We start from the raw sequence: 23,238 nt of genomic DNA on the forward strand, positions 1-23,238 counted from the left end.
TGCGCAACGCCACACCGACAGGCAAACCCCGGGGCAATAATCACCAGCGATCCCGTTCCTCCTCGTCTGCCTTCTCCTGCTCCGCCTTACGCTCCCGAATTTTTTCCAGCTTTTCCTTGGGAATCTTCATATTGGCGCTATCCCGCAAAAACAGCAGGCTGCCGACAACCAATGCGAATGCAGCGAAAAGAAATAGCCAGCCAATGAGCGGCATAATACGGTCTCCTTGAATATCGGCCTTTACGAACAGTAGCACAGCCGGTAAAGGCGCGCTCCCGTAGCTGTTTCCGCTATAATGCCCGGCCTGCTTACCTGAAACCGGAGTACTCCAGCCACCATGCGCCAGACCATCGACCTGACTGTTGAAAGCTCCCGGCTTGCGGTAGATGCGCTGGCGGAAGCCTCTGGCCTGCCCAAGCAGCGCATCAAGGATGCCATGGCCAAGGGCGCCTGCTGGTGGACCCAGAAAGGCAAGCAGGTGCGGTTGCGGAAGGCCAAGCGGGAGCTGAAACCGGGCACTCGTATCCAGCTGTTCTATGATGACCAGGTTCTGGCGCGCCAACCGGAAGAACCCGAATTGCTGGAGAACAAAGGCCGTTACACTGTCTGGTTCAAGCCGCACGGGTTGCTGTCCCAGGGTTCGCAGTGGGGCGACCACTGCAGCCTGCTGCGTCTGGCTGAAACCGAACTGAACAAACCCTGTTTTCTGGTGCACCGGCTGGACGGGGATGCCGCGGGCATCATGTTGATCGCCCACGATGGTAAAGCCGCGGCAGCGCTGTCCCAACTGTTCTCCGGACGAACCATGACCAAGATCTACCGGGCCCGGGTAACCGGCAACCTGGTTGCCGACGACCTGCGGATCGACACGCCCCTGGACGGCAAAGCCTCGGTCAGTCGCGTGACTACCCTCACCTATGACGAAGATTCCGATACCACCGCGTTGGAAATCCGCATCGAAACTGGCCGAAAACACCAGATACGGCGACACCTGTCCGGTATTGGTCACCCGATTGTCGGAGACAGGCTTTACGGAACAGCAGATTCTGCCGGGCTGCAACTGACCGCAGTTAAACTGGCCTTCCACTGCCCGGTCACCGGCAGACAGGTATCTTTTGCGCTAACCAACCAGGTCTCATAAACAAAGAAGGCCAGCAACGATGCTGGCCTTCTTTGTTAGCAGCGGCGATCAGACCTTGTAGAAATCCCGGTACCAGTCCACAAAGTTGGCTATGCCCTCTTCCACGGTGGTAGACGGCTTGTAGTCCACATCATTGATCAGGTCATCTACATTGGCGTAGGTCGCCGGCACATCACCGGGCTGCATGGGCAGCAGGTTTTTCTCGGCCTTTTTGCCGACCCGCTCTTCGATGATCTCGATAAACCGGGACAGCTCCACCGGGTTATTGCTGCCGATGTTGTAGATGCGGTACGGCCCCTTGCTGGTGCCCGGGTCTGGCTGGGCACCGCTCCAGTCTTCGTTGGGCTGGGCGACGTTGTCCAGCGTACGGATGACACCCTCTACGATATCGTCGATGTAGGTGAAGTCCCGCTTATGATGGCCGTGGTTGAACACATCAATCGGTTCGCCCGCCAGGATCTTCTTGGTGAAGATAAACAAGGCCATATCCGGCCGGCCCCAGGGACCATACACGGTGAAAAACCGCAGGCCGGTGGTGGGCAGGTTGTACAGGTGGCTGTAGGTGTGGGCCATCAGCTCATTGGCCTTCTTGGAGGCCGCGTACAGGCTCAGGGGGTGGTCTACGTTGTCATGCACGGAGAACGGCATGGTTTCGTTAGCGCCGTATACCGAGCTGCTGGAGGCGTACACCAGGTGCTTCACGTCGTTATGGCGACAGCCTTCCAGGATATTCATAAAGCCAACCAGGTTGGCGTCTATGTAGGCGTGGGGGTTTTCCAGGGAGTAACGTACGCCGGCCTGGGCGGCCAGGTGCACCACCCGCTCAGGTTTGTGTTCCCGGAACAGGGCTTCCATGGCGGCCCGGTCTGCTACGTCCTGGCGCACTTCGGTGAACCCTGCCTTGCCGGTTAGCCGGGCCAGGCGAGCCTCTTTCAGGTTCACATCGTAATAGTCGTTTACGTTGTCCACGCCGATGACTTCATCACCGCGATCCAGCAGTCGATGGGCCAGGTGTGAGCCGATAAAACCGGCGGTTCCCGTAACGAGGATTTTCAAGATCTGTTCTCCATGAAAAATGGCGCCCAGAGGCGCCTTTTAATACTTGCTCAGAAGGTGAAGCCGACGCTGGCGAAGGGGCCGGAGAGCTCCACGTCCAGCTTGTCGTCGTCATCTTCGTAATCAATCGCCATTTCGCGGTAGCCTGCACGCAGCTGCAGCATGGCAATCTCGAACTGGCCATACACGTTCACATCGTGCAGGGAGTCGCCGCTGTAGCTTACAAAGTTACCGTCAGCGCCAACAGACACACCGGTAAACGGCAGGTCGAAACGGGCGGCCAGGTAGCCCATGGGAACTACGGCATCGACGGTCGTTGTACTCACGCGTCCACCAACAGCCGTGTCGCGCACCACCAGCTCACCATCAAACTTGCGAGCGGTCAGGCCGAGATCCAGGTTTACCCAGTTATCCAGCACTTCGTAGTAGAAGGTGGCGTCCAGCTGATCCAGGTCCAGGTCTGACTTAACGTCTGCACCCGGGAGGATGCCATCGAACTCTTCCAGGCCAACCTGACCGCTACCACTCTGGGAAATGCTGATGTAGTTCACCCGCACGTTCGGCAGTAGTGGCACCGGATGCTCGAAGTAAGCCGTGAAGTTGGCGTTGCTGTCGCTGTCCATATTGAGATCATTCTCGATATCAACGGCAGAGCCTTTGTTCACCACCTCACCGGAGAAATCGGAATCCCAGTAGCTTACGTTTGCGCCCACGCCCAGAATGTCGGCATTGGCCAACGGGGCCGCCAGTACCAGCGAACCACCTACAGCAACCATCAACTTACGCATACATCACCTTTCTGCTTGTTGTGCTTTATTCAGTCAAAGTTGATGCCAAGACGGCGACCAACTTCCTCATAGGTTTCGATGACATCACCAAGCCCTTGACGGAAACGGTCCTTGTCCATCTTCTTGCGGGTTTCCTTGTCCCAGATGCGGCAGCCGTCGGGGCTGAATTCGTCGCCCAGAACGATCTGGCCGCCGCTGCGGCCGAATTCCAGCTTGTAGTCCACCAGCAGCATGCCGGCGTCATCAAACAGGGCCTTCAGTACGTCGTTCACCTTGTAGGTGAGCTCTTTCATCCTGGCCAGTTCCTGCTCGCCGGCCCAGCCGAAGCTGACAGCCAGGGATTCGTTCACCATCGGATCGTGCAGGGCATCGTTCTTCAGGAACAGTTCGAACGTGGGCGGATTCAGCTCCTGGCCTTCTTCTACACCCAGGCGACGGCACAGGCTGCCGGCGGAAATATTGCGAACCACACACTCCACCGGAATCATGTCCAGCTTCTTAACCAGTGATTCGGTATCAGACAGCAGGCCCTCGAAGTGAGTCGGTACACCGGCTGCTTCCAGCTTCTCCATGATGAAGGCGTTGAACTTGTTGTTCACCATGCCTTTGCGGTTCAGCTGTTCTTTCTTCTCGCCGTCAAAGGCCGAGGTGTCATCCCGGAATACCAGAACAAAACGCTCGGGGTCGTCAGTGCGATATACGGATTTTGCCTTGCCGGCGTAGAGTTCTTCGCGCTTTTCCATTGGGGTCTCCAAACGCGGGCGACCTGTCAGCCGCCCCGTTGATCAATACAGTTGTTCAAACAAACGGGTGAGCAAGTCAGATGCGCTGTACTCACCCGTGTAGTTGTCCTGCTGCTCGGCCGTTACAAACACGGCGTCGTCTTGCTGCTCAACCCGCACAGTATGGGTGTGAGTGGGTTCGTCTTTACTGCTGAACCAGGAGAACCAGCCGGGCGAGCGCTCGTCTTCGGTGCGGAAATCCACCTGGAACCAACCGGCACTGCGGTTAAGGTCCATTACCTCAGCGTCGATCTCGGTCAGGGAACGGTTTACCTCAGCCCAGGTCCGGCCGTAATCCAGCTCTACCCTCACCGCAGTGGCAACGTCGCCTTCCGACAACAGCCGCACCAGGGGCTCGGCTACCATGCCGAATGCTGCCCGGGAGAAAGACTTGTTGTCTTCACGGGCTTTCAGGAACTCGCCCAGTTCACCCAGCAGGGCTTTCTGGCGCTCCAGGGCCGATTCAGAGCCGGCAGCACCGTCATCCCAGCTGACCAGGCCCTCAGGGTTCTGTGCAAGTTCAACCGTGCGGATACGGATCTCGGTGGTCTTGCGGCGGATGCCCGGGGCCAGGCGGGTCTGTACTAGCATGCGCGGCTCGTCGGCGGCCGGGGTGTTATCCAGGCCGAGAAGCTCACGGCTGCGCTTGCTGAAGTTGGCCAGCTCACTCTGCATAACGCCCAGCTGGGGGCTGTCGTAGGCCATGCCCAGGCCGGACTGATTCATCCAGGCGCTGACCACCGGCCACAGCCGGCCCGGCACTTCGTTCACCAGCAGCCAGGCCCGACCATCCAGCTCTTCGATCACATAGTTCTGATCGAGAATCTCGGAGGTCATGTCCGGGGGTTTGGGAATCGACGACGGATACATCCGGCGGGAATCATCGGTATTGATGCTCCGTACCGGCATGATTTCAGAAAAACGGGACTGGTCTGCGCTCTCCGGGATTTCAATGGGCTGCCCTTCGGGCGCATCCACGTAGCGCTGGGAACGGTCTTCCAGCAAGCTGCAACCAGCCAGGCTGGTTACAAGCAGAATCCCGGCCACTGGCCGGGACATCTGCGGGGTTTTACTGCGGGCTCGTGCAAGAAACTGCATCGGCAACTCCGGTTAGCGGGTGGTTCTTACGGCTTCAGAGAACACCAGCGGCTCTGAGGGCGTCTTCCACCTCGCCGTGGAACTTCTCGCTGAGCGGAGTCAGCGGCAAACGGATGCCTTCACCAATCATGCCCATGCGCTGCAAGGCCCATTTCACCGGAATCGGATTGGCTTCCAGGAACAGCTTGCGGTTCAGGGGCATCAGCAGCTCGTTAAGGCGAGCGGTTTCGCTCTGATCACCGGCAACCGCCGCTTCACACAGCTGGGACATGGCTTTCGGAGCCACGTTCGCGGTTACCGAAACGTTACCCTTGGCGCCGGCCAGCATCAGGTCTGCTGCGGTGGCATCGTCACCGGAGTAAACCGCCAGGCGACCTTTAACGGCCTCGATCAGTTCGCTGCCGCGGGTAATGTTACCGGTGGCGTCTTTAATACCGACAATATTGGGAATGTCAGCCAGGCGCTCAACGGTTTCGTTCAACATGTCACAGGCGGTGCGGCCCGGCACGTTGTACAGAATCTGGTTCATGCCCGGTACAGCTTCAGCGATGGTCTTGAAGTGCTGGTACAGGCCTTCCTGGGTCGGCTTGTTGTAGTAAGGCACCACAAGCAGACAGGCATCGGCACCCAGTTTGTGGGCTTCAGTGGTCAGTTCGATCGCTTCGCGCGTACTGTTACCACCGGTACCGGCAATCACAGGAATCCGGCCGGCCACCCGTTTTATGATATGCCCGATAACCCGACAATGCTCTTTCGGGTCCAGGGTTGCGGATTCGCCGGTGGTACCCACAGCAACAATACCGTGAGTGCCGTTTTCGATGTGAAAGTCCACCAGTTTGTCCAGATCCTCCCAGTGAATCTCACCGTCTGGATGCATGGGCGTGACCAGTGCGACAAGGCTACCCGTAATCATAAAAGCTCCGTCCGAATAAAACCGATATGGTAATGTTGGGCTCGTAACGACACAAGGGAATTCAAGGAGAACTCATGTCATCTGTAGCATTGAACCAACCCATCCCTGATTTTGAAGCCGAGGCCACCGGTGAACAGGTCATCCGGCCAGCCGACCTCAAGGGCAAAAACATCGTTATCTATTTCTACCCGAAAGACAATACACCCGGCTGCACCACCGAGGGCCAGGACTTCCGCGATCGCATGTCACAGTTCGCGGAGCTGGACACCGAAATCTTCGGTGTTTCCCGGGATGGCCTGAAGGCTCACGAGAACTTCCGGGCGAAATACGATTTCCCCTTTCACCTGATCTCAGACAAAGATGAAACCCTGTGCAAGCTGTTTGACGTCATCAAACTGAAAAAGCTCTATGGCAAGGAGCATCTTGGCATCGAACGCAGCACCTTCCTGTTCGACAAGAAAGGTGTGCTGCGCCAGGAGTGGCGGGGCGTAAAAGTGCCCGGCCACGTTGACGAAGTGCTCGAGGCCGTCAAGGCGCTCTGAATCAGGTTTCCTGTGCCGGTGCGGGCATGTCTTCCTGCACCGGCCACGCGGCAAACACGGCTTTCAGCATGGTTGCCAGCGGAATCGCAAAGAACACACCCCACAAGCCCCAGATACCTCCGAAGAACAGTACCGCCACGATAATGGCCACCGGGTGCAGGTTGTTTACCTCTGAAAACAGTACCGGAACAAGCACGTTGCCATCCAGCGCCTGGATAATGCCGTAAACCACCATGATCCAGATAAACTGGCTGCTCCAGCCAAAGGCGAACAAGCCGATAACGGCGACCGGCACGGTCACCACGGCGGCACCGATGTAGGGAATCACCACGCTCAGCCCCACCAGCAAAGAGAGCAGCGCAGCATAGGGCATGCCCAGCAACTTGAACGCCACGTAGGTGGTCCCGCCAACGATCAGGATTTCCACGGCTTTACCGCGCACATAGTTGGCACATTGCAGGTTAACTTCGTGCCAGATACGAACCATCATCGGGCGTTGCGGCGGCAGCAGGCGGCCAATGGAATTGACGATGAGCTCCCGGTCTTTCAGGAAGAAAAACACCAGGATCGGCACCAGCACCATATAAATCAGCAGGGCCACCAGGTCCGGAATACTGGAAAGCGAGAAAGACACCAGCCACTGGGTTGCGTGCCCTACTTCCGCAGAGATTTCCGCGTAGATCAGGTTCACCGCCTCTTCGGAGACCAGATGGGGATATTCCTGCGGCAACAGTGAAAGATACGACTGCAGCTCCCGGATAATCCGGGGCGCTTCGCCGGCCAGGGTGCTCACCTGCGTCCAGATAAGCGGCAGCAGGCCGAAGATAAACCCGATCAGCACACCCATAAACATCAGGAACACCGAAATAACCGCAACCGTCTGGGGAACCCCCATGCGATTCAGCTTGGACACCAGCCCTTGCAGGATAAAAGCGACGATCAGTGATGCAATGGCCGGCGCCAGCATGGCACCGAACCAGATGACGAAAATTGTTCCGGTCACCAGCAGCAAAAACAGGATGACCGCTTCTTCGTCCGAGAAATACTTGTGGGCCAGGCCCCGTAAAATTCTGACCATGAAAATCTCCGGAAATTAACCGCCGCACTCTATCATGAAACGATAGACGCCATTACTCTCCGATTGGCTGACAAGCCGGTGGGGCGACATGGCAACATAGGCGGGAATGTCCCGGTTAGAGCCGGCATCGGTAGCCAGCACTTCCAGCTGCTCACCCGGCGACATGCTGTTGAGCTCAAGCTTGGTCTTCAGTAACGGCATCGGGCAGCGCAGGCCGCTTGCGTCCAGACTTCGGTCAGCCATAAGAAAAAGTTACCATTAACATTCAGTCAGTATTCAGGCACGCATTATGCCGGTGGTGTTACCCTATTGCACCTCAAGAGTTGGTAATCCAAACCAGAACTTCGAAGGGCACCACTGGTCTAACGGCCATCTGAAACCGGGGCAGTATCGGAATCCATGACGCAATCCAAAAATCGCCGAAGCAGATCGCGTTCAAGCCTGGCCCTGACCCTGGCCGCCAGCCTGCTGGCCACACCGGCTGCGCTGACCGCCAATAACTCCACACTGCCCAGCATTGGCGGCAGCGGTGGCCTGATTTCCGGCCAGCAGGAGGCCGACATCGGCCAGCAGGTGATGACCTCCATCCGGCGCTCGGCCCCGCAGATCCAGGATCCGCTGGTTTACGACTATCTCAGTTCAATGATTTACCGGCTGGTGCCCTCGGCTCCGCTGGATGATCGCAATCTCAGCCTGGCACTGATCGACAGCCCTGCCCTGAACGCCTTTGCCGTGCCCGGCGGTATCGTTGGCGTGAATGGCGGGCTGTTTTTGAACGCCGCCACCGAGCAGCAGTTTGCTTCGGTACTGGCCCACGAACTGGCGCACCTGAGCCAGCGTCACTTTGCCCGGCGCATGCAGCAGCAGGAAACCAGCGCACCGCTGACCCTCGCCGGCATGATTGCCGGCATTGTGTTATCGGCCGTCACCCAGTCAGACATCGGTATTGCCGCCATTGCCGGCACCCAGGCCATCTCCATGCAGAACATGCTGGCCTACAGCCGATCCCACGAACAGGAAGCTGACCGTGTGGGCCTGGACATCCTGGCCAGCGCCGGCATGGATCCGCGGGGCATGCCGGAAATGTTCGAGATCATGATGCGCCAGAACCGCCTGCAAGGTAACCGGCTGCCGGAATACCTTTCCACGCACCCCCTCACCCAGAGCCGGGTAGCCGACACCCGCAACCGGGCCGAGCAATACCCTGACGAACGAGTGCGGGATGGCCAGGAATACCACCTTGTCCGCAGCCGCCTGCAGGTGCACTACGCCCAATCCCCGGAGATTGCGATCGAAACCTTCGAGGCCTACCTGAACCGGGACGACGCCCAGCGCAACGATGCCATCCGCTATGGCCTGGCCGTGGCCTACCACGAAGCCAGGCAGTACCAGAAGGCAGAAAACATCCTGAGAGAACTGCTGGAAGACAATCCGGGGCGCATCACGTTTCAGGTCTCCCTGGCCGAAACACAGATCAGCCAGCAGCGCTTTGCCGAGGCCCGGAATCTGTTGCAGGGTGCGCTGTCACGCAATCCGGGCAACTACCCGATCAGCATGATGCTGGCCAGCGCCGAAATCGGTGACGGTAACGGCTCTGCAGCAGCGTCTGTACTCAGGGATATGAGCCGACAATATCCGCACCAGGAACAGGTCTGGCTGCGACTGGCAGAAGCGGAAGGTATGGCCCGCAATATTGTGGGCGTGCATCGGGCACGGGCAGAGTATGAGGTGCTGATGGGAGACTGGCGTGCGGCACAGCGCCAGTTGCGCCAGGCCCAGGAACTGCTGCCGGCCGGGTCTACCGAACGGCAGGTGATCAACCAGCGCCTGGGCGAAATTGCCAGCCGCCTGCAGGAAGCCCGCCAGTAATAACGGGCAAGGCTGAAATCAGGCGTTGCCTGCGGCCTTCAGGTTCATATTGGCGGTAAAGTCCAGCATACGGCGCAGGGGGCGCAAGGCATCCTCACGCAATGCATCGTCTACCCGCACTTCCTGGTCACCGGTTTCCAGCACATGCAGCAGGTTTTCGAGCCCGTTCATGGCCATCCAGGGGCAATGGGCACAGCTGCGGCAGGTAGCGCCGTTTCCGGCAGTCGGGGCTTCAATCAAAGTCTTGTTCGGCGCCAGCTGCTGCATCTTGTAGAAGATACCGTTGTCGGTGGCGACAATGAACTCTTCATTCGGCAGGGTCTGCACCGCGTTAATCAGCTGGGACGTTGAACCCACCACATCCGCCATCTGCACCACGGCATCCGGTGATTCCGGGTGCACCAGCACGGCGGCATCCGGATACAGGGCCTTGAGATCTTCCAGGCCACGGAACTTGAATTCCTCGTGCACAATGCAGGAGCCGTCCCACAGCAGCACATCGGCGCCCGTGGTTTTCTGCACGTAGTGGCCAAGGTGTTTATCTGGCGCCCACAGGATTTTCTCGCCCCGGGCATCCAGGTGCTCAACAATTGCCTGGGCACAGCTGGAGGTAACCACCCAGTCTGCCCTCGCCTTCACGGCCGCCGAAGTATTGGCGTAGACCACCACGGTCCGGTCCGGATGCTGGTCGCAGAACTCGGAGAACTCGTCCGCCGGGCAGCCCACATCCAGCGAGCAGGTCGCTTCCAGGGTGGGCATAAGTACACGCTTCTCCGGGTTAAGGATCTTGGCGGTCTCGCCCATAAAGCGGACGCCTGCCACCACAACCGTAGACGCGGGATGCTGGTTGCCAAAGCGGGCCATTTCCAGCGAGTCTGCCACACAGCCGCCGGTTTCCTCAGCCAGTCGCTGGATGTCCGGGTCTGTGTAGTAATGCGCAACCAGCACGGCATCCTTCGCCTTGAGGGCATCTTTGATGCGCGCCTCGAGGTCGGCCTTTTCACTGTCGCTCAAAGGCTTGGGCTCGGCCTGGTGGGCCAGGTGTTCCTGAACAAGGATACGGTCTTGCGCTCGTGTCATCGCTGGATCTCTGAAATACGTTTACCGCCAGAGTATATCACTTCCCCACCGCATTTCATCGGCCTGCAATATACCCGTGATAAAGCCCTGAGTGGCTGCCGGCTCTGATTAAAAGATGGTGGCCCGACAGGCAAAAAAAAAGAGCCCGAAGGCTCTTTTTTTCAACCGAACTGCCCTTAGGCACTCCGGTTTGTTGGTGGGTCGTGAAGGATTCGAACCTTCGACCAATTGGTTAAAAGCCAACTGCTCTACCAACTGAGCTAACGACCCGTAACTGTTTTGCCGGCCTTTCATCCGGCGAACACCCGCGTTGGTTTCGGGCATTCTGTGTTTGGTGGGTCGTGAAGGATTCGAACCTTCGACCAATTGGTTAAAAGCCAACTGCTCTACCAACTGAGCTAACGACCCAAACGAGGCGCACATATTACTGAATTTTTTTGGGTGATCAACCCCTTTTTTCGGGAATCTTTATATTTTTTTCCTGGCTGATCACCTGACAACCAGATCGTTCAATGTGCGATCAACTTCCTGCACTGTCCAGGTATTTTTTAGCCAGGTCTGCGGCAGACGACTGCGGATAACGATCCACCACGCTCTGCATCCGGCGCACGGCTTCGTCTTTCTCGCCCAGCCGATCCAGCGCGACACCCAGCTTGTAGACCGCATCTGGCGCTTTGCGGTGATCACTGTAGCGGGTTGCCACAATCGTGAACGCCTGCTTTGCCTGCTCGGGCTGCGGCTTTGCCAGATAAACCTCACCCAGCCAGTAATAGGCATTCACGGTAAGGTCGCCTTCGGGATACTTGTCGACAAAGTCATACAGCCGTGAAATGGCGGTGTCGTAATCCTTGTCGTTACGGATCAGGCTGATGATCTCGTCGTAGGCCTGCTTTTCATCCGCTTCCGGAGACCGGTAAACCTTCTCCGGCTGTACCGGCTGCGAGCCACTACCCCCTGACGCTTCCGCTACCCCGCCGGAACTTGCGGCAGCAGGCTCCGGACGCGCTTCGATCGCCTTGGAGAGATCCAGGATACGCTGGTCCAGGTCGACGTACCGATCCCGGCCCCGCTGTTGCAGCCGGCTGATTTCGTGCTGCTGCTCTTCAACCCTGCCCTGCAGGCGGCGAACATCGCCCTGCAACTGCTGGATCATATAGAACAGTTCGGCACTGCTCTGGGAGGAGACATTCGACGACTGTGCCTGAACGACTCCCGCCAGGCCAAGGCCCAGCGGGATCAGCACGGTCGCCATGAGCTGTTTTCTCATGGGCCCGTCCGGTTAATCAGAAGGTTTACTGGAAAATCAGCTCTACGCGACGGTTCTGCGCCCGGGCGCTGTCGGAAGTGCCACGTACAGCCGGCTTCTCTTCTCCGTAGCTTACGGTTTCCATCTGGCCACGGGAAGCCCCGTTCACAATCAGGAAACGCTGGATAGCATTGGCACGGCGCTCACCCAGGGCCAGGTTGTACTCCTTGGTGCCGCGGTCATCGGCGTGGCCTTCCAGGCGAACCTGCTGGCGCGGATTGTCTGCCAGGTAGCGAGCGTGGGCAACCAGCACGTCACGGGCTTCCTGCTTGATTTCGGAAGTATCGAAATCGAAGTAGAAGGTAGTGATATCACGCAGGGCCTGCTGCTCGGCCTGCTCACGGGCAGTCTGGCGCTCTTCGTCGCTCAGAACACCGGAGGAAACGCCATCGCCATCGTCGCCGCCATACACCGTGGAGCCATCATCACCGCCGATCGCCTGGACGTCAGAACCGTAGGCCTCGTCTTCCATGTTTTCGCCGGTGGAGCTACAACCTGCTACCAGTCCGGCAGAAAGCACCATAGCGAACACTTTTGTTGAGAATGACAGTTTCATACTTCCTTTCCCTCTTTTTGAGTTTGCTTAAACCAGTTTTTCTGCCCGCGCTAACAGCCTCAGCGGGTGATCGGCCCCCAGGCCGGTTCTCTTACATCGCCATCGGCCGCTGGCAGGCTGTAGGCCGCACCGCCGTCAGCAGAAACAACGGTCAACACGCTGGATCCGTTCTGGCCGGTGGCATAGATCAGCAGTCGGCCATTGGGCGACACACTGGGTGATTCATCAGATTCGGTGCGGGTGATAATGCTTTCGTCACCGGTTTTCAGGTTGGTGCGGGCAATGTGGAATGCCCGGTCCCGCTGGTGCACGTAATACACGTACTCACCCTTGTTATCCGGCCGAGGCCGTGCGTTGTAACGACTGCCGAAGGTGATCCGGCGCGGCTCGGCACCCGGGCGCTCCATGAAGTAGATCTGCGGGCCACCGGAACGGTCCGAGGTAAAGTAAATGCCCTTGTTGGCATAGTCCCAGGCCGGCTCGGTGTCGATGGCCCAGTGGTTGGTCAGCTTGGTGGTTTTCCGGCTGGCCAGGTCCATCTGGTAGATTTCCGCATTGCCGTCACGGGACAGGGTCATCAACAGCGACTTGCCGTCTTCCGACCAGGCCGGGGCCGAGTTCAGGCCGGAGAAATCCGCTACCTTGTCCCGCTGTCCGGAAGACAGCTCGTGCACGTAGATGGCTGGCTTGCCAGTTTCGAACGACACATAGGCCAGCTTCTTGCCGTCCGGCGACCAGGCCGGGGACAGAATCGGCTCACGGCTTTCCAGCCGGATTTTTGCCCGCTTGCCGTCCACGTCACTGACCTGGAGCCGGTAACGCATCTGGTCGCCCTCACCGCTCACCGTCACATAGGCGAGCTTGGTGGAGAACACGCCCGGCTCTCCGGTAATGGCTTCGTAAATGCGGTCGCTGATGTGATGCGCCAGGGTGCGGACGCTACCAACACCGGCAGCTGCGGTCTCACCCAGGATCCGCTTCTCCTGGTTTACATCAAACAGTTCATAGCGGGCATGAACCCTGTCGCCACTGCGGGTCAGTTCGCCTACCAGCACATAGCGCTGGCCGAGCATGCGCCAGTCCCGGAAGTACACATCTGAACCCTTCGATGGCAGGCTCAGCATTTTCGAGGGCTCAAGCGTGCGGAACTCACCGCTCATGGTGAGGTCGCCCTGCACGATGCTGCTCACCTTGTCGCCCGGCGGCATGGCGCCGCTTTCGGCAAACGGCACAACCGACACCGGAATGGCCGAGTTCGCTCCTTCGGTTATCCGGATCAGCAGCTCGGCGCTGGCGTTACCTGCCGACAGCATCATCGCTGCCAGCCAGCCGGTCAGGAGCATTTTCACGGTTGTTTTATGGCAACTCGTTTTTTGTGTCATATCAGTCCCTGGCCTCACCGCAGGCGTTGCGGATTGAATTCAATCGTAAACTGGCGGAAGTACCGCTCGAAAGTATCCCTGTCGTCCGGTACCGGGTAGCGGTTAAGTGAGCGGGCCGCACCCAGCGCCGAGTTATCGAATGCTGTATTGCCACTACTGCTGACCAGCCGCACATTGGCGAGTTCCCCGGTCGGCAACAGGGTAATCTGTAGCCTGGCCACCATGTTCTCTGTGGCGGAAGACGGCGGATACCAGGCCTGGCTCAGACGGTCCCGAATCAGGGCCTGGTATTTTTCGCTGTCACTGAGCATCTGGGCTTCCCGGGCTCGTGCCGCTGCCGCCTCCTGCTGGCGCCGTGCTTCTGCCTCCCGCTCCTGGCGGGCCTGCTCAGCCAGCGCTTCCAGCTGCTGTTCTTTCAGGCGGCGCTCGGCTTCTTTGCGCTTACGCTCCGCCTCTTCCCGGGCTTGCTGTTCCTGGCGCTGGCGTTCGGCCTCCTCACGGCGGCGCTGCTCTTCTTCCGCCTTACGCTTAGCCTCTTCGCGGGCACGCTGCTCCTGCTCGGCTTTCTGGCGAGCACGCTCCTTCGCCTCGGCTTCCGTTTTCTGGCGGGCGGCTTCTTTCTCGCGAGCCTGCTGCTCGGCCAGCTCCCGGGCTTTCGCCTCCTGCTGTTTGCGCTCCTGCTCTCGCTTGCGAGCCTGCTCTTCGGCCTCTTTGCGCCTGGCTTCTTCCTGTTGCCGTTTGCGCTCGGCTTCCGCTTGCTGCCGCTCTTTCTCTTCCTGCAAGCGACGCTCTTGTTCCTTGTCGCGCTGATCCTGCTCGTCGACCACCGGGCTGGGCTTGGGCTCGGGGCTTACCAGCCTTGCCGAGATACTGCGGGGCTCCGGTTCCTGTACAGGATTGGTCCACGACCAGCCAGCCAGGGCAATCACCAGAAGCAGCACATGCAGCGCCACCGATAACACAACCGGCGACTTCCACGGCGGCGTATCGGTACTGATCGTTTCCCGTTCGTGACCTGTCACAACTCGTTCGCCACCTTGTTACGGGTTAGTGTCGGGCATGTCTGTGATAAGTCCAACGCCGCTGGCGCCGGCCGCCTGCAATGCTGCCATCAGGCGCACCACAACACCGTAATCCACAAACTCGTCCCCGCGTACCATGATTTCACTGTTGGCCCGCTGGGAAAGAATCTTCGCCACCTGGTCGGTCACTTCGTCCAGCGACATCGGATCGCCGCCACGATCACCTACTTCCAGGTAATAGGCGCCATTGGCATCCACAGACACGGTAATGGATTCCACGTCTTTGTCCTGCTGGATCGGGTCAGACGTGGTCTCCGGCAAATCCACCTTCACCCCCTGGGTGAGCATGGGCGCCGTCACCATAAAGATCACCAGCAGCACCAGCATTACGTCAATGTAGGGCACCACGTTGATTTCCGACATCGGCCTGCGCCGCTGCTGGGGCATCATTCCCATGCCTTTCATACCGTTTCTCCCCTTTGCCCGGTGTCAGCCATCAGCCTGCGGCCTGGTCGTTGTTGTGAACCCGGCGATGCAGGATGCTGGAGAATTCCTCCGCGAAGGTCTCGTAGTTCTTCAGCAAGGCATCAGACATAGCGGCGAACCGGTTGTAGGCAATAACCGCCGGAATCGCGGCAAACAGACCCATGGCGGTGGCGATCAGGGCTTCGGAAATGCCCGGCGCAACCGTAGCCAGGGTTGCCTGCTGAACCTGCGCCAGGCCCCGGAAGGAGTTCATGATGCCCCAAACGGTACCGAACAGGCCCACGTAGGGACTGGTGGAACCCACCGTGGCCAGGAACGGCAAATGGGTTTCGAGCCGCTCCTGCTCCCGGGAGAAAGCCACCCGCATGGCGCGCTGGGCACCCTCCATGACCGCATCTGCGTCCCGGCTTTGCTGGCGCAGGCGGGAAAATTCCTTGAAACCGGACCGGAACACCGCCTCCATGCCGGAGTACGGCGTGGGGTCTGAGCTTACTTCCTTGTACAGCTGGCCCAGGTCCATGCCAGACCAGAACCTTTCTTCAAAGGCCAGCTGCGCACGCTTGGCCTTGCGAAACACCTGCAGGCGCTGAAAGATTAAAGCCCAGGACATAACCGAGGCTGCCACCAGCAACAACATAACCAGTTGCACCAGTACCCCGGCGTTCGCAATCAGATGCCAGACTGAAAGTTCCGCTTCCACTATCTACTCCCGACCAAGTTTATATTTTTCAATTCGTTACGCGGAGTTCTTAAGAATCTCCAACATGTTTTCCGGCAAGCGGCGGGGCTTCCCGGTATCCAGTGCAATACACGCCACCCGCACTTCTGCCTCACACAATAACTCCCGGCTCTCCGCCTTCAGTACCTGCTGGCGAAAGCTCATCCATACCCGGGATGATGCCACCGGCTCGGCAGTGACCAGCAGCTGGTCATCCAGCTTTGCCGGTGTCCGGTAATGGATGTTCATGCGCTGCACCACGTAGCTGATGTTGTCCTCAAGACCAGCCCGAAGGCTCACACCCCGGCTGCGAACCCATTCGGTTCGTGCCCGCTCCATGTAGTGCAGGTACTTGGCGTGGAAAACAATACCACCGGCATCCGTATCTTCTATATACACCCTGATGGGTAGTTCGAAGATATTCGGGCTGTTCTCAGTCAAAACGATTTTCCTCCCTGCCGGATTTCGGCGGCACCACACCGAAATGCTGGTAGGCGTTGGAGGTCACCATACGCCCCCGGGGGGTGCGCACCATGTAGCCTTGCTGGATCAGGAACGGTTCCAGCACATCCTCGATGGTGCCCCGCTCCTCGCTGATTGCTGCCGCCAGGCTCTCTACGCCCACCGGGCCACCATCAAACTTTTCGATCATCGCCAGTAACAGGCGGCGGTCCATGTGATCAAAGCCCTGGCTGTCTACTTTCAGCATATTCAGGGCCTGGTCGGCGATATCGGCGGTGATATGACCGTCTGAACGCACTTCCGCGAAGTCCCGCACCCGGCGCAGCAGCCGGTTGGCGATCCGTGGTGTGCCCCGGGAGCGGCGGGCAATCTCGAAGGCACCGGACTCATCAATTTTCACTGACGACAGGCGGGCCGAACGGATGATGATGTGGGTAAGGTCCTGGGTGTTATAGAACTCAAGCCGCTGCACAATGCCAAAGCGATCCCGCAACGGCGAAGTCAGCAGGCCGGCACGGGTGGTGGCACCCACCAGCGTGAACGGTGGCAAGTCCAGCTTGATGGAGCGGGCGGCCGGCCCTTCTCCGATCATAATATCCAGCTGGTAGTCTTCCATGGCCGGATACAGCACTTCTTCAACCGCAGCGCTCAGGCGATGAATCTCGTCGATAAACAGGACATCGCCTTCTTCCAGATTGGTGAGCATGGCGGCCAGGTCGCCGGCTTTCTCGAGCACCGGTCCGGAGGTGGTTTTGATAGAAACGCCCATCTCGTTGGCAATGATGTTGGCCAGCGTGGTTTTACCCAGCCCCGGCGGGCCGAAGATCAACACGTGGTCCAGGGCTTCCTGCCGGGCACGGGCGGCAGAAATGAAGATCTCCATCTGTTCACGGACACTGGGCTGGCCAACATACTCGGATAGCAGCGTAGGCCGGATGGCCCGGTCCTGCACTTCTTCGTAGTCTCCGGCTGTCGCCGATATCAGTCGGTCCGATTCAATCATGGCATTATCCGCTTGCTGGGAATAAACAACGTGCCCATTGGTTGCCCCTGAATTCCAGGTTGCACCAATTGTACAAAGGGCTTGGTTCGAGTCACGTTACGCTCTCTACACAATAGTGTCATGGAGCGACACAAAAAAGCCGGGGTATCACCCGGCCGGTATCATGTTCTTCAGGGCAAGCCGGATCAGCATTTCGCTGGTCATCTCCGGCTCGGCCACCTTGCTGATGGCCTTTGCCGCTTCCTGGGGTTTGTAGCCCAGGGCAATCAGGGCCGCTTCCGCTTCGTCCCGCGGGTCCGGGCCTGTTGGCGGTTGATTACCAGGGCCCCCGGATGCAGCCGGGGTGTCCGGCATCGTCGGCACAAACTGCCCTTCCAGCTGGCCGATACGGTCCGCCATCTCGATCAGCAGACGCTCTGCAGTCTTTTTGCCGACGCCGGGCAGCTTCACCAGGGCGTTGACGTCTTTCACTTCCACGCAGCGGATAAACTGCTGCGCATCCAGGCCGGAGAGTATGCCTACCGCCAGCTTGGGGCCTACACCGTTAACCTTGATCAGCAGACGGAACAAATCACGGTCGAGCCTTGAGGCAAAACCGAACAGGCTCTGGGCATCTTCCCGCACCGCAAAATGGGTGTGCAAGGTGACTTCCTGGCCGGCGTCCGGAAGATGAAAAAACGTGGTGTAAGGAATGTCGATTTCGTAACCCAGGCCGGAGCATTCCACCAGAACATGCCCCGGCGCCTTCTCCAGCAATATTCCTCGAATACGACCAATCAAAGCAGGACTCCTGTAGCTGTTGCCAGCCGGTTATTGTTGTCGCACACGCCCGCTACGCACCTTGCCACCAGACCGTGCCAGCTTCATGACACTCTGATTCATATGGGCATGGCAAAGGGCAATGGCCAGGGCATCGGCAGCATCGGCCTGAGGCTTGCGGGACAACCCCAGCAGCGCCTGTACCATATGCTGCACCTGGGACTTGTCCGCACCACCGGTACCCACCACCGCCTGCTTGACCTGCCGGGCCGAGTACTCGTGTACCGCCAGGCCGCTGTTGGCAGCGCTGACAATGGCCGCTCCCCTGGCCTGCCCCAGTTTCAGGGCGGAATCCGGGTTGCGGGCCATGAACACCTGCTCGATGGCAAATTCTTCAGGGCGATACTCGCCGATGAGAAGCGCAAGGCTTTGGAAGATGGTTTGCAGACGCTCGGCCATGGGCTTTTCCCCCACCCGGATGCAGCCGCTGTCGATGTACTCGATGGTGCGACCTTCAACGCGGATGATGCCGTAACCGGTAATTCGGGAACCGGGGTCTACCCCCAGGATGATTGCCATCCGTCTGCCCTCGGAAGTGGGAGAGTGTGGCCAGGCCGGAGGTGGCGCACCACCTCCGGCATTGTGCCCTTACTCTTTGTCTTCTGCCTTGTTGCCTTCAACGGCCTTGGCAGAGCGGCGCAGGCGAATGTGCAGTTCTTTCAGCTGCTTTTCATCAACCTCGCCCGGCGCCTGGGTCATCAGACAGGTGGCGCTCTGGGTTTTCGGGAAGGCGATGACATCGCGGATAGACGAAGAACCGGTCATCAGCATCACCAGGCGATCCAGGCCAAAGGCCAGACCACCGTGCGGCGGGCAACCGAACTTCAGGGCATCCAGCAGGAAGCCGAACTTGGCGCGGGCTTCTTCCTCGCCAATGCCGAGGATGCGGAATACGGCTTCCTGCATTTTCTCGTCGTGGATACGGATGGAACCACCACCCAGCTCGGTACCGTTCAGAACCATGTCATAGGCACGGGACAATGCATTCGCCGGGTCTGCGGCCAGGTCTTCCGGGCTGCAGGACGGTGCGGTGAACGGGTGGTGGATAGCCGTCAGGCCGCCGTCCGGCAGTTCTTCGAACATCGGAAAGTCCACAACCCACATCGGAGCCCACTCGCAGGTGAGCATGTTCAGGTCGTGGCCAACCTTGATGCGCAGGGCACCCAGGGCTTCGTTCACCACGGTAGCCTTGTCGGCACCGAAGAACACGATGTCGCCGTCTTCTGCGCCCACGCGCTCCATGATCGCCAGGGCAACGTCATCACCCAGGAACTTCACGATCGGAGATTGCAGGCCTTCAGCGCCCTTGGCCAGCTCGTTCACCTTGATGTAGGCCAGGCCTTTCGCGCCATAGATACCGACAAACTTGGTGTAGTCGTCAATCTGCTTACGGGTCAGCTCGGCACCCTTGGGCACGCGCAGGGCGGCAACACGGCCTTTCGGATCCTTGGCGGGGCCGGCAAATACCTTGAAGTCGACACTTTCAACCAGGTCGCCCACGTCTTGCAGCTCGAGCGGGATACGCAGGTCCGGCTTGTCGCTGCCGTAGCGCTGCATGGCCTCGGAATACGGCATGCGCGGGAATTCCGGCAGGTCGACATCGAGCACGTCTTTGAACAGTGCGCGGATCATGTCTTCGTTCAGTTTCATCAGGGTCTCTTCATCAATGAAAGAGGCCTCGATGTCTACCTGGGTGAATTCCGGCTGACGATCGGCCCGCAGGTCCTCGTCACGGAAGCACTTGGCAATCTGGTAGTAACGATCAACGCCGGACACCATCAGCATCTGTTTGAACAGCTGCGGAGACTGGGGCAGCGCGAAGAAGGAGCCTTCGTGGGTACGGCTCGGCACCAGGTAGTCGCGGGCACCTTCCGGTGTGGCGCGGGTCAGGATGGGGGTTTCCACATCCATGAAGCCGCGGCTGTCCAGGAAGTTACGGATGTAGCTGGTTACCCGCGAGCGGAAACGCAGGCGGTTGATCATCTCGGGACGGCGCAGGTCGATAAAGCGGTAGCGCAGGCGTACGTCTTCACCAACGTCTACATGCTCATCCAGCGGGAACGGAGGCGTGGCGGCGGCGTTCAGGATGGTGACTTCCTTGCCCAGCAGCTCCACCTGTCCGGTCGGCATGTTGTTGTTTTCGGTACCTGCCGGGCGACGACGCACGCGGCCGGTTACTTTGACAACAAATTCGCTGCGAACTTTCTCTGCCAGGGCAAAGCTTTCCGGGGTGTCCGGGTCGACAACCACCTGGGACATGCCATCCCGATCCCGCAGATCCAGGAAAATTACCCCACCGTGGTCACGGCGGCGGTGTACCCATCCGCAGAGTGTAACTTCCTGATCAATGTGAGATTCGTTGATCCCACCGCAATAATGACTGCGCATATCGGTTCCCGTTCGTTCTGAATGTGTGCGTTGTGTCCCGCATCGGGCGGGGGGTGTGCTTTCCGAAACACGCTGTGAATACATCCCTGTACGCTCTGCTCCGCCATCCCTGGCTACGCAAGGTTTCGGAAAGCACACCCCCCCGCCCGACGCTACGTCGTTCTTGGCCGCACAGTAATTTGGCGGCGCCAGTAAAAGCCGCCCATTATAAACACAATGCCTGCGAAAATCAGGCGTGCCGAAGGAGAATTGGAGTCGGATATCTAACGTCGGGATGACTATCAAAAAACCGGGGGCTAGAATGAATGGTTTGACCGGCGGATGGAGTTGTAAGTTGGCCACCAGAGCGGAACAGAAACAGAAAACCCGGCGGGCGCTGATGGACGCGGCCCTGGCACAGCTGAGCGCGGATCGGGGCTTTGGCAGTCTCAGTTTGCGGGAGGTTGCCCGGGAGGCCGGGATTGCGCCAACGTCGTTTTACCGGCACTTTGCCGAGCTGGATGAGCTGGGGCTGGCATTGGTGGACGAAGGCGGTGTGGCGCTGCGACAGCTGATGCGGCAGGCCCGCAAGCGGATTGTGCGCGACGGCAGTGCTATTTCTACGTCGGTGGATACGTTTATGGAGTATCTGGGCAATAACGCCAATCTGTTCCGGCTGATGCTGCGGGAGCGTACCGGGGTGTCGAAGCCGTTCCGGACGGCGGTGAAGGCGGAGATTGATCACTTCGTGACGGAGCTGGCCGATGATTTGCGCCGGTTTGCCGAGGAGCAGAACAAGCCATTGGCGGATGCCCGGCTGGTGGCCGAGTCCATGGTTACCCTGGTGTTCAATCAGGGCGCGGAAGCGCTGGATGCTACACCCAAAGAGCGGGAGGAGCTGAAAGCCAAGCTGAAGACGGAGCTTCGGATGATTCTGGTAGGTTCCCAGACCCTGGCGCAGTGGCAGCAGGGCCGGGAGTAATACCAAAGAGTACTCAGGCCAGTTGCTGGAGCAGCGGCTTGAGTTTTTCCTTGATCTGTTCCAGTTCGCCGTCCTCGTAGGGAACCGGCGGCTGCTTACCCCATACCGGGCCCGGCCAGGCCGGGTCGCCTTCAAAGCGTACGATGTGGTGCAGGTGAAGCTGCGGCACCATGTTGCCCAGCGCCGCCACGTTCATCTTGTCGCCACCGAAGATCTCCATCATGCCCTGGCTCAGGGTCGACGATTCTTCCAGCAACCGTTCCTGTTGCTCTTTGTCGAGCTGGTAGATCTCCCGAATATCCGGCACCGCCGGCACCAGGATAATCCAGGGCCAGGTGCGGTCGTTCATCAGCAGGATTTCGCACAGTTGGCTGCGCCCAAGGTTATGGGTGTCTGCCGCCAGGCGTTCATGTAACTGGAACATCACCTGCCCTCCCCGGCTCAGAGCGCCGAATGGAACTGGTTGCGGCCGCGGCCGATGGCGTAGTAGATCAAACCATAGCGCTCGAGCATTTCCGGCTCGTACAGGTTACGACCATCAAAGACCACCGGATGCTTGAGGGTGTTGGACACCACGTCGAAATCCGGGGAACGGAATTCTTTCCACTCGGTGCAGATGGCCAGGGCATCGGCGCCTTTCAGGGCCTGCTCTTTGGTACCGCACAGGGTCAGGCCATCCTGGTCACCGTAGATACGCTGGGTTTCTTCCATGGCTTCCGGGTCAAAGGCCTGCACGGCGGCTCCGGCTTTCCAGAGGTCTTCCATCAGGGTGCGGGCCGAGGCTTCACGCATGTCGTCGGTGTTCGGCTTGAAAGCCAGCCCCCACAAGGCAATGACTTTACCCTTCAGGTCGCCCTGGAAGTAATGGCTGATCTTGTCGAACAGCACGTGCTTCTGGGCGTAGTTGACCGCCTCGACCGCATTCAGCAGTTTCGCGTCGTAATCGCAGTCGCGGGCAGTGCGGGCCAGGGCCTGGACGTCTTTCGGGAAGCAGGAGCCGCCGTAGCCGCAGCCGGGATAGATAAAGTGGTAACCGATACGGGGGTCGGAACCGATACCGCGACGCACTTCCTCGATATCCGCGCCCAGGCGCTCGGCCAGGTTAGCCACTTCGTTCATGAAGCTGATCTTGGTGGCCAGCATGGCGTTGGCGGCGTACTTGGTCAGCTCGGCGGAACGGATGTCCATGAAGATCATCCGGTCGTGGCTGCGGTTGAACGGGTAGTAGACTTCACGCAGCAGGTCCGCGGCTTGTTCGCTGTCGGTGCCCACCACAATCCGGTCCGGCTTCATGAAGTCGTTGATGGCCGCCCCTTCTTTCAGGAATTCCGGGTTGGAGACCACATCGAAATCCAGCTCCAGGCCACGATGGTCCAGCTGGGCACGAACCGCCGCTTTCACCTTGTCGCCGGTGCCAACCGGTACGGTGGATTTGTCCACCACCACCTTGTAATCATCCATGTACTGGCCGATGGACTTGGCCACGGCCAGCACGTATTGCAGGTCTGCGGAGCCGTCTTCATCCGGCGGCGTGCCCACGGCGATGAACTGCAGGGTGCCGTGCTTGACGGCTTCTTCGGTATCGGTGGTAAAGGACAGGCGGCCCGCTTCAACCGTGTGCTTGACGATGTTATCCAGGCCCGGCTCGTAGATGGGGATCTGGCCGTTCTTCAGCTTTTCGATCTTGCCCTGGTCGACATCCATGCACAGCACGTGGTGCCCCACGTCCGCCAGGCAGGCACCCGTCACCAAGCCAACATAACCGGTTCCGAAAATCGTGATTTTCAT

The 23,238-nt window shown here is 59.1% G+C and carries 26 protein-coding genes and 2 tRNA genes; 4 read left to right on the forward strand and 24 right to left on the reverse strand.

Annotated features, from left to right (window positions below):
- Positions 1-40: 40 nt before the first annotated feature.
- Positions 41-214, reverse strand: a complete 174-nt coding sequence (locus Q668_RS16825) for a DUF2897 family protein (RefSeq protein ID WP_022989089.1) — start codon at positions 212-214, stop codon at positions 41-43.
- A 123-nt stretch (positions 215-337) separates the two neighbouring features.
- Here Q668_RS16825 and Q668_RS08010 point away from each other — a divergent pair, with 123 nt between their 5' ends.
- Positions 338-1,141 carry an RluA family pseudouridine synthase gene (locus tag Q668_RS08010; protein ID WP_022989090.1) on the forward strand — a complete coding sequence of 268 codons (804 nt, stop codon included), beginning with the start codon at positions 338-340 and terminating at the stop codon, positions 1,139-1,141.
- Positions 1,142-1,189: 48 nt separating this feature from the next.
- On the opposite strand, the gene Q668_RS08015 is transcribed toward Q668_RS08010, so the two are convergent.
- From Q668_RS08015 to dapA, 5 genes are read right to left on the reverse strand one after another with little or no spacing between them, the layout of a single operon-like run.
- Positions 1,190-2,197, reverse strand: a complete 1,008-nt coding sequence (locus Q668_RS08015; RefSeq protein WP_022989091.1) for an NAD-dependent epimerase — start codon at positions 2,195-2,197, stop codon at positions 1,190-1,192.
- 50 nt (positions 2,198-2,247) lie between these two features.
- Complete coding sequence (locus Q668_RS08020) at positions 2,248-2,985, reverse strand: TIGR04219 family outer membrane beta-barrel protein (protein ID WP_022989092.1); 738 nt, start codon at positions 2,983-2,985, stop codon at positions 2,248-2,250.
- Between the two features lie 29 nt (positions 2,986-3,014).
- Complete coding sequence (gene purC / locus Q668_RS08025; RefSeq protein ID WP_022989093.1) at positions 3,015-3,728, reverse strand: phosphoribosylaminoimidazolesuccinocarboxamide synthase; 714 nt, start codon at positions 3,726-3,728, stop codon at positions 3,015-3,017.
- A gap of 42 nt (positions 3,729-3,770) precedes the next feature.
- Positions 3,771-4,865, reverse strand: coding sequence for an outer membrane protein assembly factor BamC (gene bamC / locus Q668_RS08030; RefSeq protein WP_022989094.1), 1,095 nt, complete (start codon positions 4,863-4,865; stop codon positions 3,771-3,773).
- Between the two features lie 34 nt (positions 4,866-4,899).
- Positions 4,900-5,778, reverse strand: a complete 879-nt coding sequence (dapA, locus tag Q668_RS08035; protein ID WP_022989095.1) for a 4-hydroxy-tetrahydrodipicolinate synthase — start codon at positions 5,776-5,778, stop codon at positions 4,900-4,902.
- 74 nt (positions 5,779-5,852) lie between these two features.
- Between dapA and Q668_RS08040 the strand changes: the two genes are divergently transcribed.
- The gene (locus tag Q668_RS08040; RefSeq protein ID WP_022989096.1) at positions 5,853-6,320 is read left to right on the forward strand and encodes a peroxiredoxin; all 468 of its coding nucleotides are present in this window, start codon (positions 5,853-5,855) and stop codon (positions 6,318-6,320) included.
- Between the two features lies 1 nt (position 6,321).
- On the opposite strand, the gene Q668_RS08045 is transcribed toward Q668_RS08040, so the two are convergent.
- Together Q668_RS08045 and Q668_RS08050 are read right to left on the reverse strand one after the other, a co-directional pair.
- Positions 6,322-7,398, reverse strand: coding sequence for an AI-2E family transporter (locus Q668_RS08045; protein WP_022989097.1), 1,077 nt, complete (start codon positions 7,396-7,398; stop codon positions 6,322-6,324).
- Between the two features lie 15 nt (positions 7,399-7,413).
- Positions 7,414-7,641 carry a sulfurtransferase TusA family protein gene (locus tag Q668_RS08050; protein WP_022989098.1) on the reverse strand — a complete coding sequence of 76 codons (228 nt, stop codon included), beginning with the start codon at positions 7,639-7,641 and terminating at the stop codon, positions 7,414-7,416.
- Positions 7,642-7,797: 156 nt separating this feature from the next.
- Here Q668_RS08050 and Q668_RS08055 point away from each other — a divergent pair, with 156 nt between their 5' ends.
- Entirely contained in the window at positions 7,798-9,267 is a 1,470-nt protein-coding gene (locus Q668_RS08055) for a M48 family metalloprotease (protein WP_022989099.1), read from the forward strand.
- An 18-nt stretch (positions 9,268-9,285) separates the two neighbouring features.
- Here the strand turns inward: Q668_RS08055 and nadA are convergent, their stop codons facing one another.
- The 14 genes from nadA to aspS form a co-directional block, all read right to left on the reverse strand.
- A complete protein-coding gene (gene nadA, locus Q668_RS08060; protein WP_022989100.1) occupies positions 9,286-10,347 on the reverse strand; it encodes a quinolinate synthase NadA in 1,062 nt (353 codons plus the stop codon).
- 194 nt (positions 10,348-10,541) lie between these two features.
- Positions 10,542-10,617, reverse strand: a tRNA-Lys gene (locus tag Q668_RS08065).
- A gap of 62 nt (positions 10,618-10,679) precedes the next feature.
- Positions 10,680-10,755, reverse strand: a tRNA-Lys gene (locus Q668_RS08070).
- 112 nt (positions 10,756-10,867) lie between these two features.
- Positions 10,868-11,614 (reverse strand): tol-pal system protein YbgF, encoded by a 747-nt coding sequence (gene ybgF / locus Q668_RS08075; protein ID WP_022989101.1) that lies wholly within the window; start codon positions 11,612-11,614, stop codon positions 10,868-10,870.
- Between the two features lie 25 nt (positions 11,615-11,639).
- Positions 11,640-12,209, reverse strand: a complete 570-nt coding sequence (gene pal, locus Q668_RS08080; RefSeq protein ID WP_022989102.1) for a peptidoglycan-associated lipoprotein Pal — start codon at positions 12,207-12,209, stop codon at positions 11,640-11,642.
- A 59-nt stretch (positions 12,210-12,268) separates the two neighbouring features.
- Complete coding sequence (gene tolB, locus Q668_RS08085; protein WP_052009689.1) at positions 12,269-13,552, reverse strand: Tol-Pal system beta propeller repeat protein TolB; 1,284 nt, start codon at positions 13,550-13,552, stop codon at positions 12,269-12,271.
- Between the two features lie 53 nt (positions 13,553-13,605).
- On the reverse strand, positions 13,606-14,613 hold the full coding sequence (tolA, locus tag Q668_RS08090; protein WP_022989104.1) for a cell envelope integrity protein TolA: 1,008 nt from the start codon (positions 14,611-14,613) through the stop codon (positions 13,606-13,608).
- An 18-nt stretch (positions 14,614-14,631) separates the two neighbouring features.
- On the reverse strand, positions 14,632-15,078 hold the full coding sequence (gene tolR / locus Q668_RS08095) for a protein TolR (protein WP_022989105.1): 447 nt from the start codon (positions 15,076-15,078) through the stop codon (positions 14,632-14,634).
- Between the two features lie 31 nt (positions 15,079-15,109).
- Entirely contained in the window at positions 15,110-15,799 is a 690-nt protein-coding gene (tolQ, locus tag Q668_RS08100) for a protein TolQ (RefSeq protein WP_022989106.1), read from the reverse strand.
- A gap of 36 nt (positions 15,800-15,835) precedes the next feature.
- Complete coding sequence (gene ybgC / locus Q668_RS08105; protein WP_022989107.1) at positions 15,836-16,258, reverse strand: tol-pal system-associated acyl-CoA thioesterase; 423 nt, start codon at positions 16,256-16,258, stop codon at positions 15,836-15,838.
- A complete protein-coding gene (gene ruvB, locus Q668_RS08110; RefSeq protein WP_022989108.1) occupies positions 16,251-17,282 on the reverse strand; it encodes a Holliday junction branch migration DNA helicase RuvB in 1,032 nt (343 codons plus the stop codon). The genes ybgC and ruvB overlap by 8 nt, the downstream gene beginning before the upstream one ends.
- 147 nt (positions 17,283-17,429) lie before the next feature.
- A complete protein-coding gene (ruvA, locus tag Q668_RS08115) occupies positions 17,430-18,062 on the reverse strand; it encodes a Holliday junction branch migration protein RuvA (RefSeq protein ID WP_036219479.1) in 633 nt (210 codons plus the stop codon).
- A 30-nt stretch (positions 18,063-18,092) separates the two neighbouring features.
- Positions 18,093-18,620: a crossover junction endodeoxyribonuclease RuvC gene (ruvC, locus tag Q668_RS08120; protein WP_022989110.1), complete on the reverse strand. Its 528-nt coding sequence runs from the start codon at positions 18,618-18,620 to the stop codon at positions 18,093-18,095.
- 69 nt (positions 18,621-18,689) lie between these two features.
- A complete protein-coding gene (aspS, locus tag Q668_RS08125; RefSeq protein ID WP_022989111.1) occupies positions 18,690-20,489 on the reverse strand; it encodes an aspartate--tRNA ligase in 1,800 nt (599 codons plus the stop codon).
- Positions 20,490-20,823: 334 nt separating this feature from the next.
- On the opposite strand from aspS, the gene fabR reads away from it, so the two are divergent.
- On the forward strand, positions 20,824-21,450 hold the full coding sequence (fabR, locus tag Q668_RS08130) for an HTH-type transcriptional repressor FabR (protein ID WP_022989112.1): 627 nt from the start codon (positions 20,824-20,826) through the stop codon (positions 21,448-21,450).
- Positions 21,451-21,463: 13 nt separating this feature from the next.
- Here the strand turns inward: fabR and Q668_RS08135 are convergent, their stop codons facing one another.
- Both Q668_RS08135 and Q668_RS08140 read right to left on the reverse strand, forming a co-directional pair.
- Complete coding sequence (locus tag Q668_RS08135; protein WP_022989113.1) at positions 21,464-21,874, reverse strand: HIT domain-containing protein; 411 nt, start codon at positions 21,872-21,874, stop codon at positions 21,464-21,466.
- 17 nt (positions 21,875-21,891) lie between these two features.
- Positions 21,892-23,238 (reverse strand): UDP-glucose dehydrogenase family protein, encoded by a 1,347-nt coding sequence (locus Q668_RS08140; RefSeq protein WP_022989114.1) that lies wholly within the window; start codon positions 23,236-23,238, stop codon positions 21,892-21,894.

This window comes from Marinobacter sp. ES-1, assembly GCF_000475255.1.
GTDB lineage: Bacteria > Pseudomonadota > Gammaproteobacteria > Pseudomonadales > Oleiphilaceae > Marinobacter > Marinobacter vinifirmus.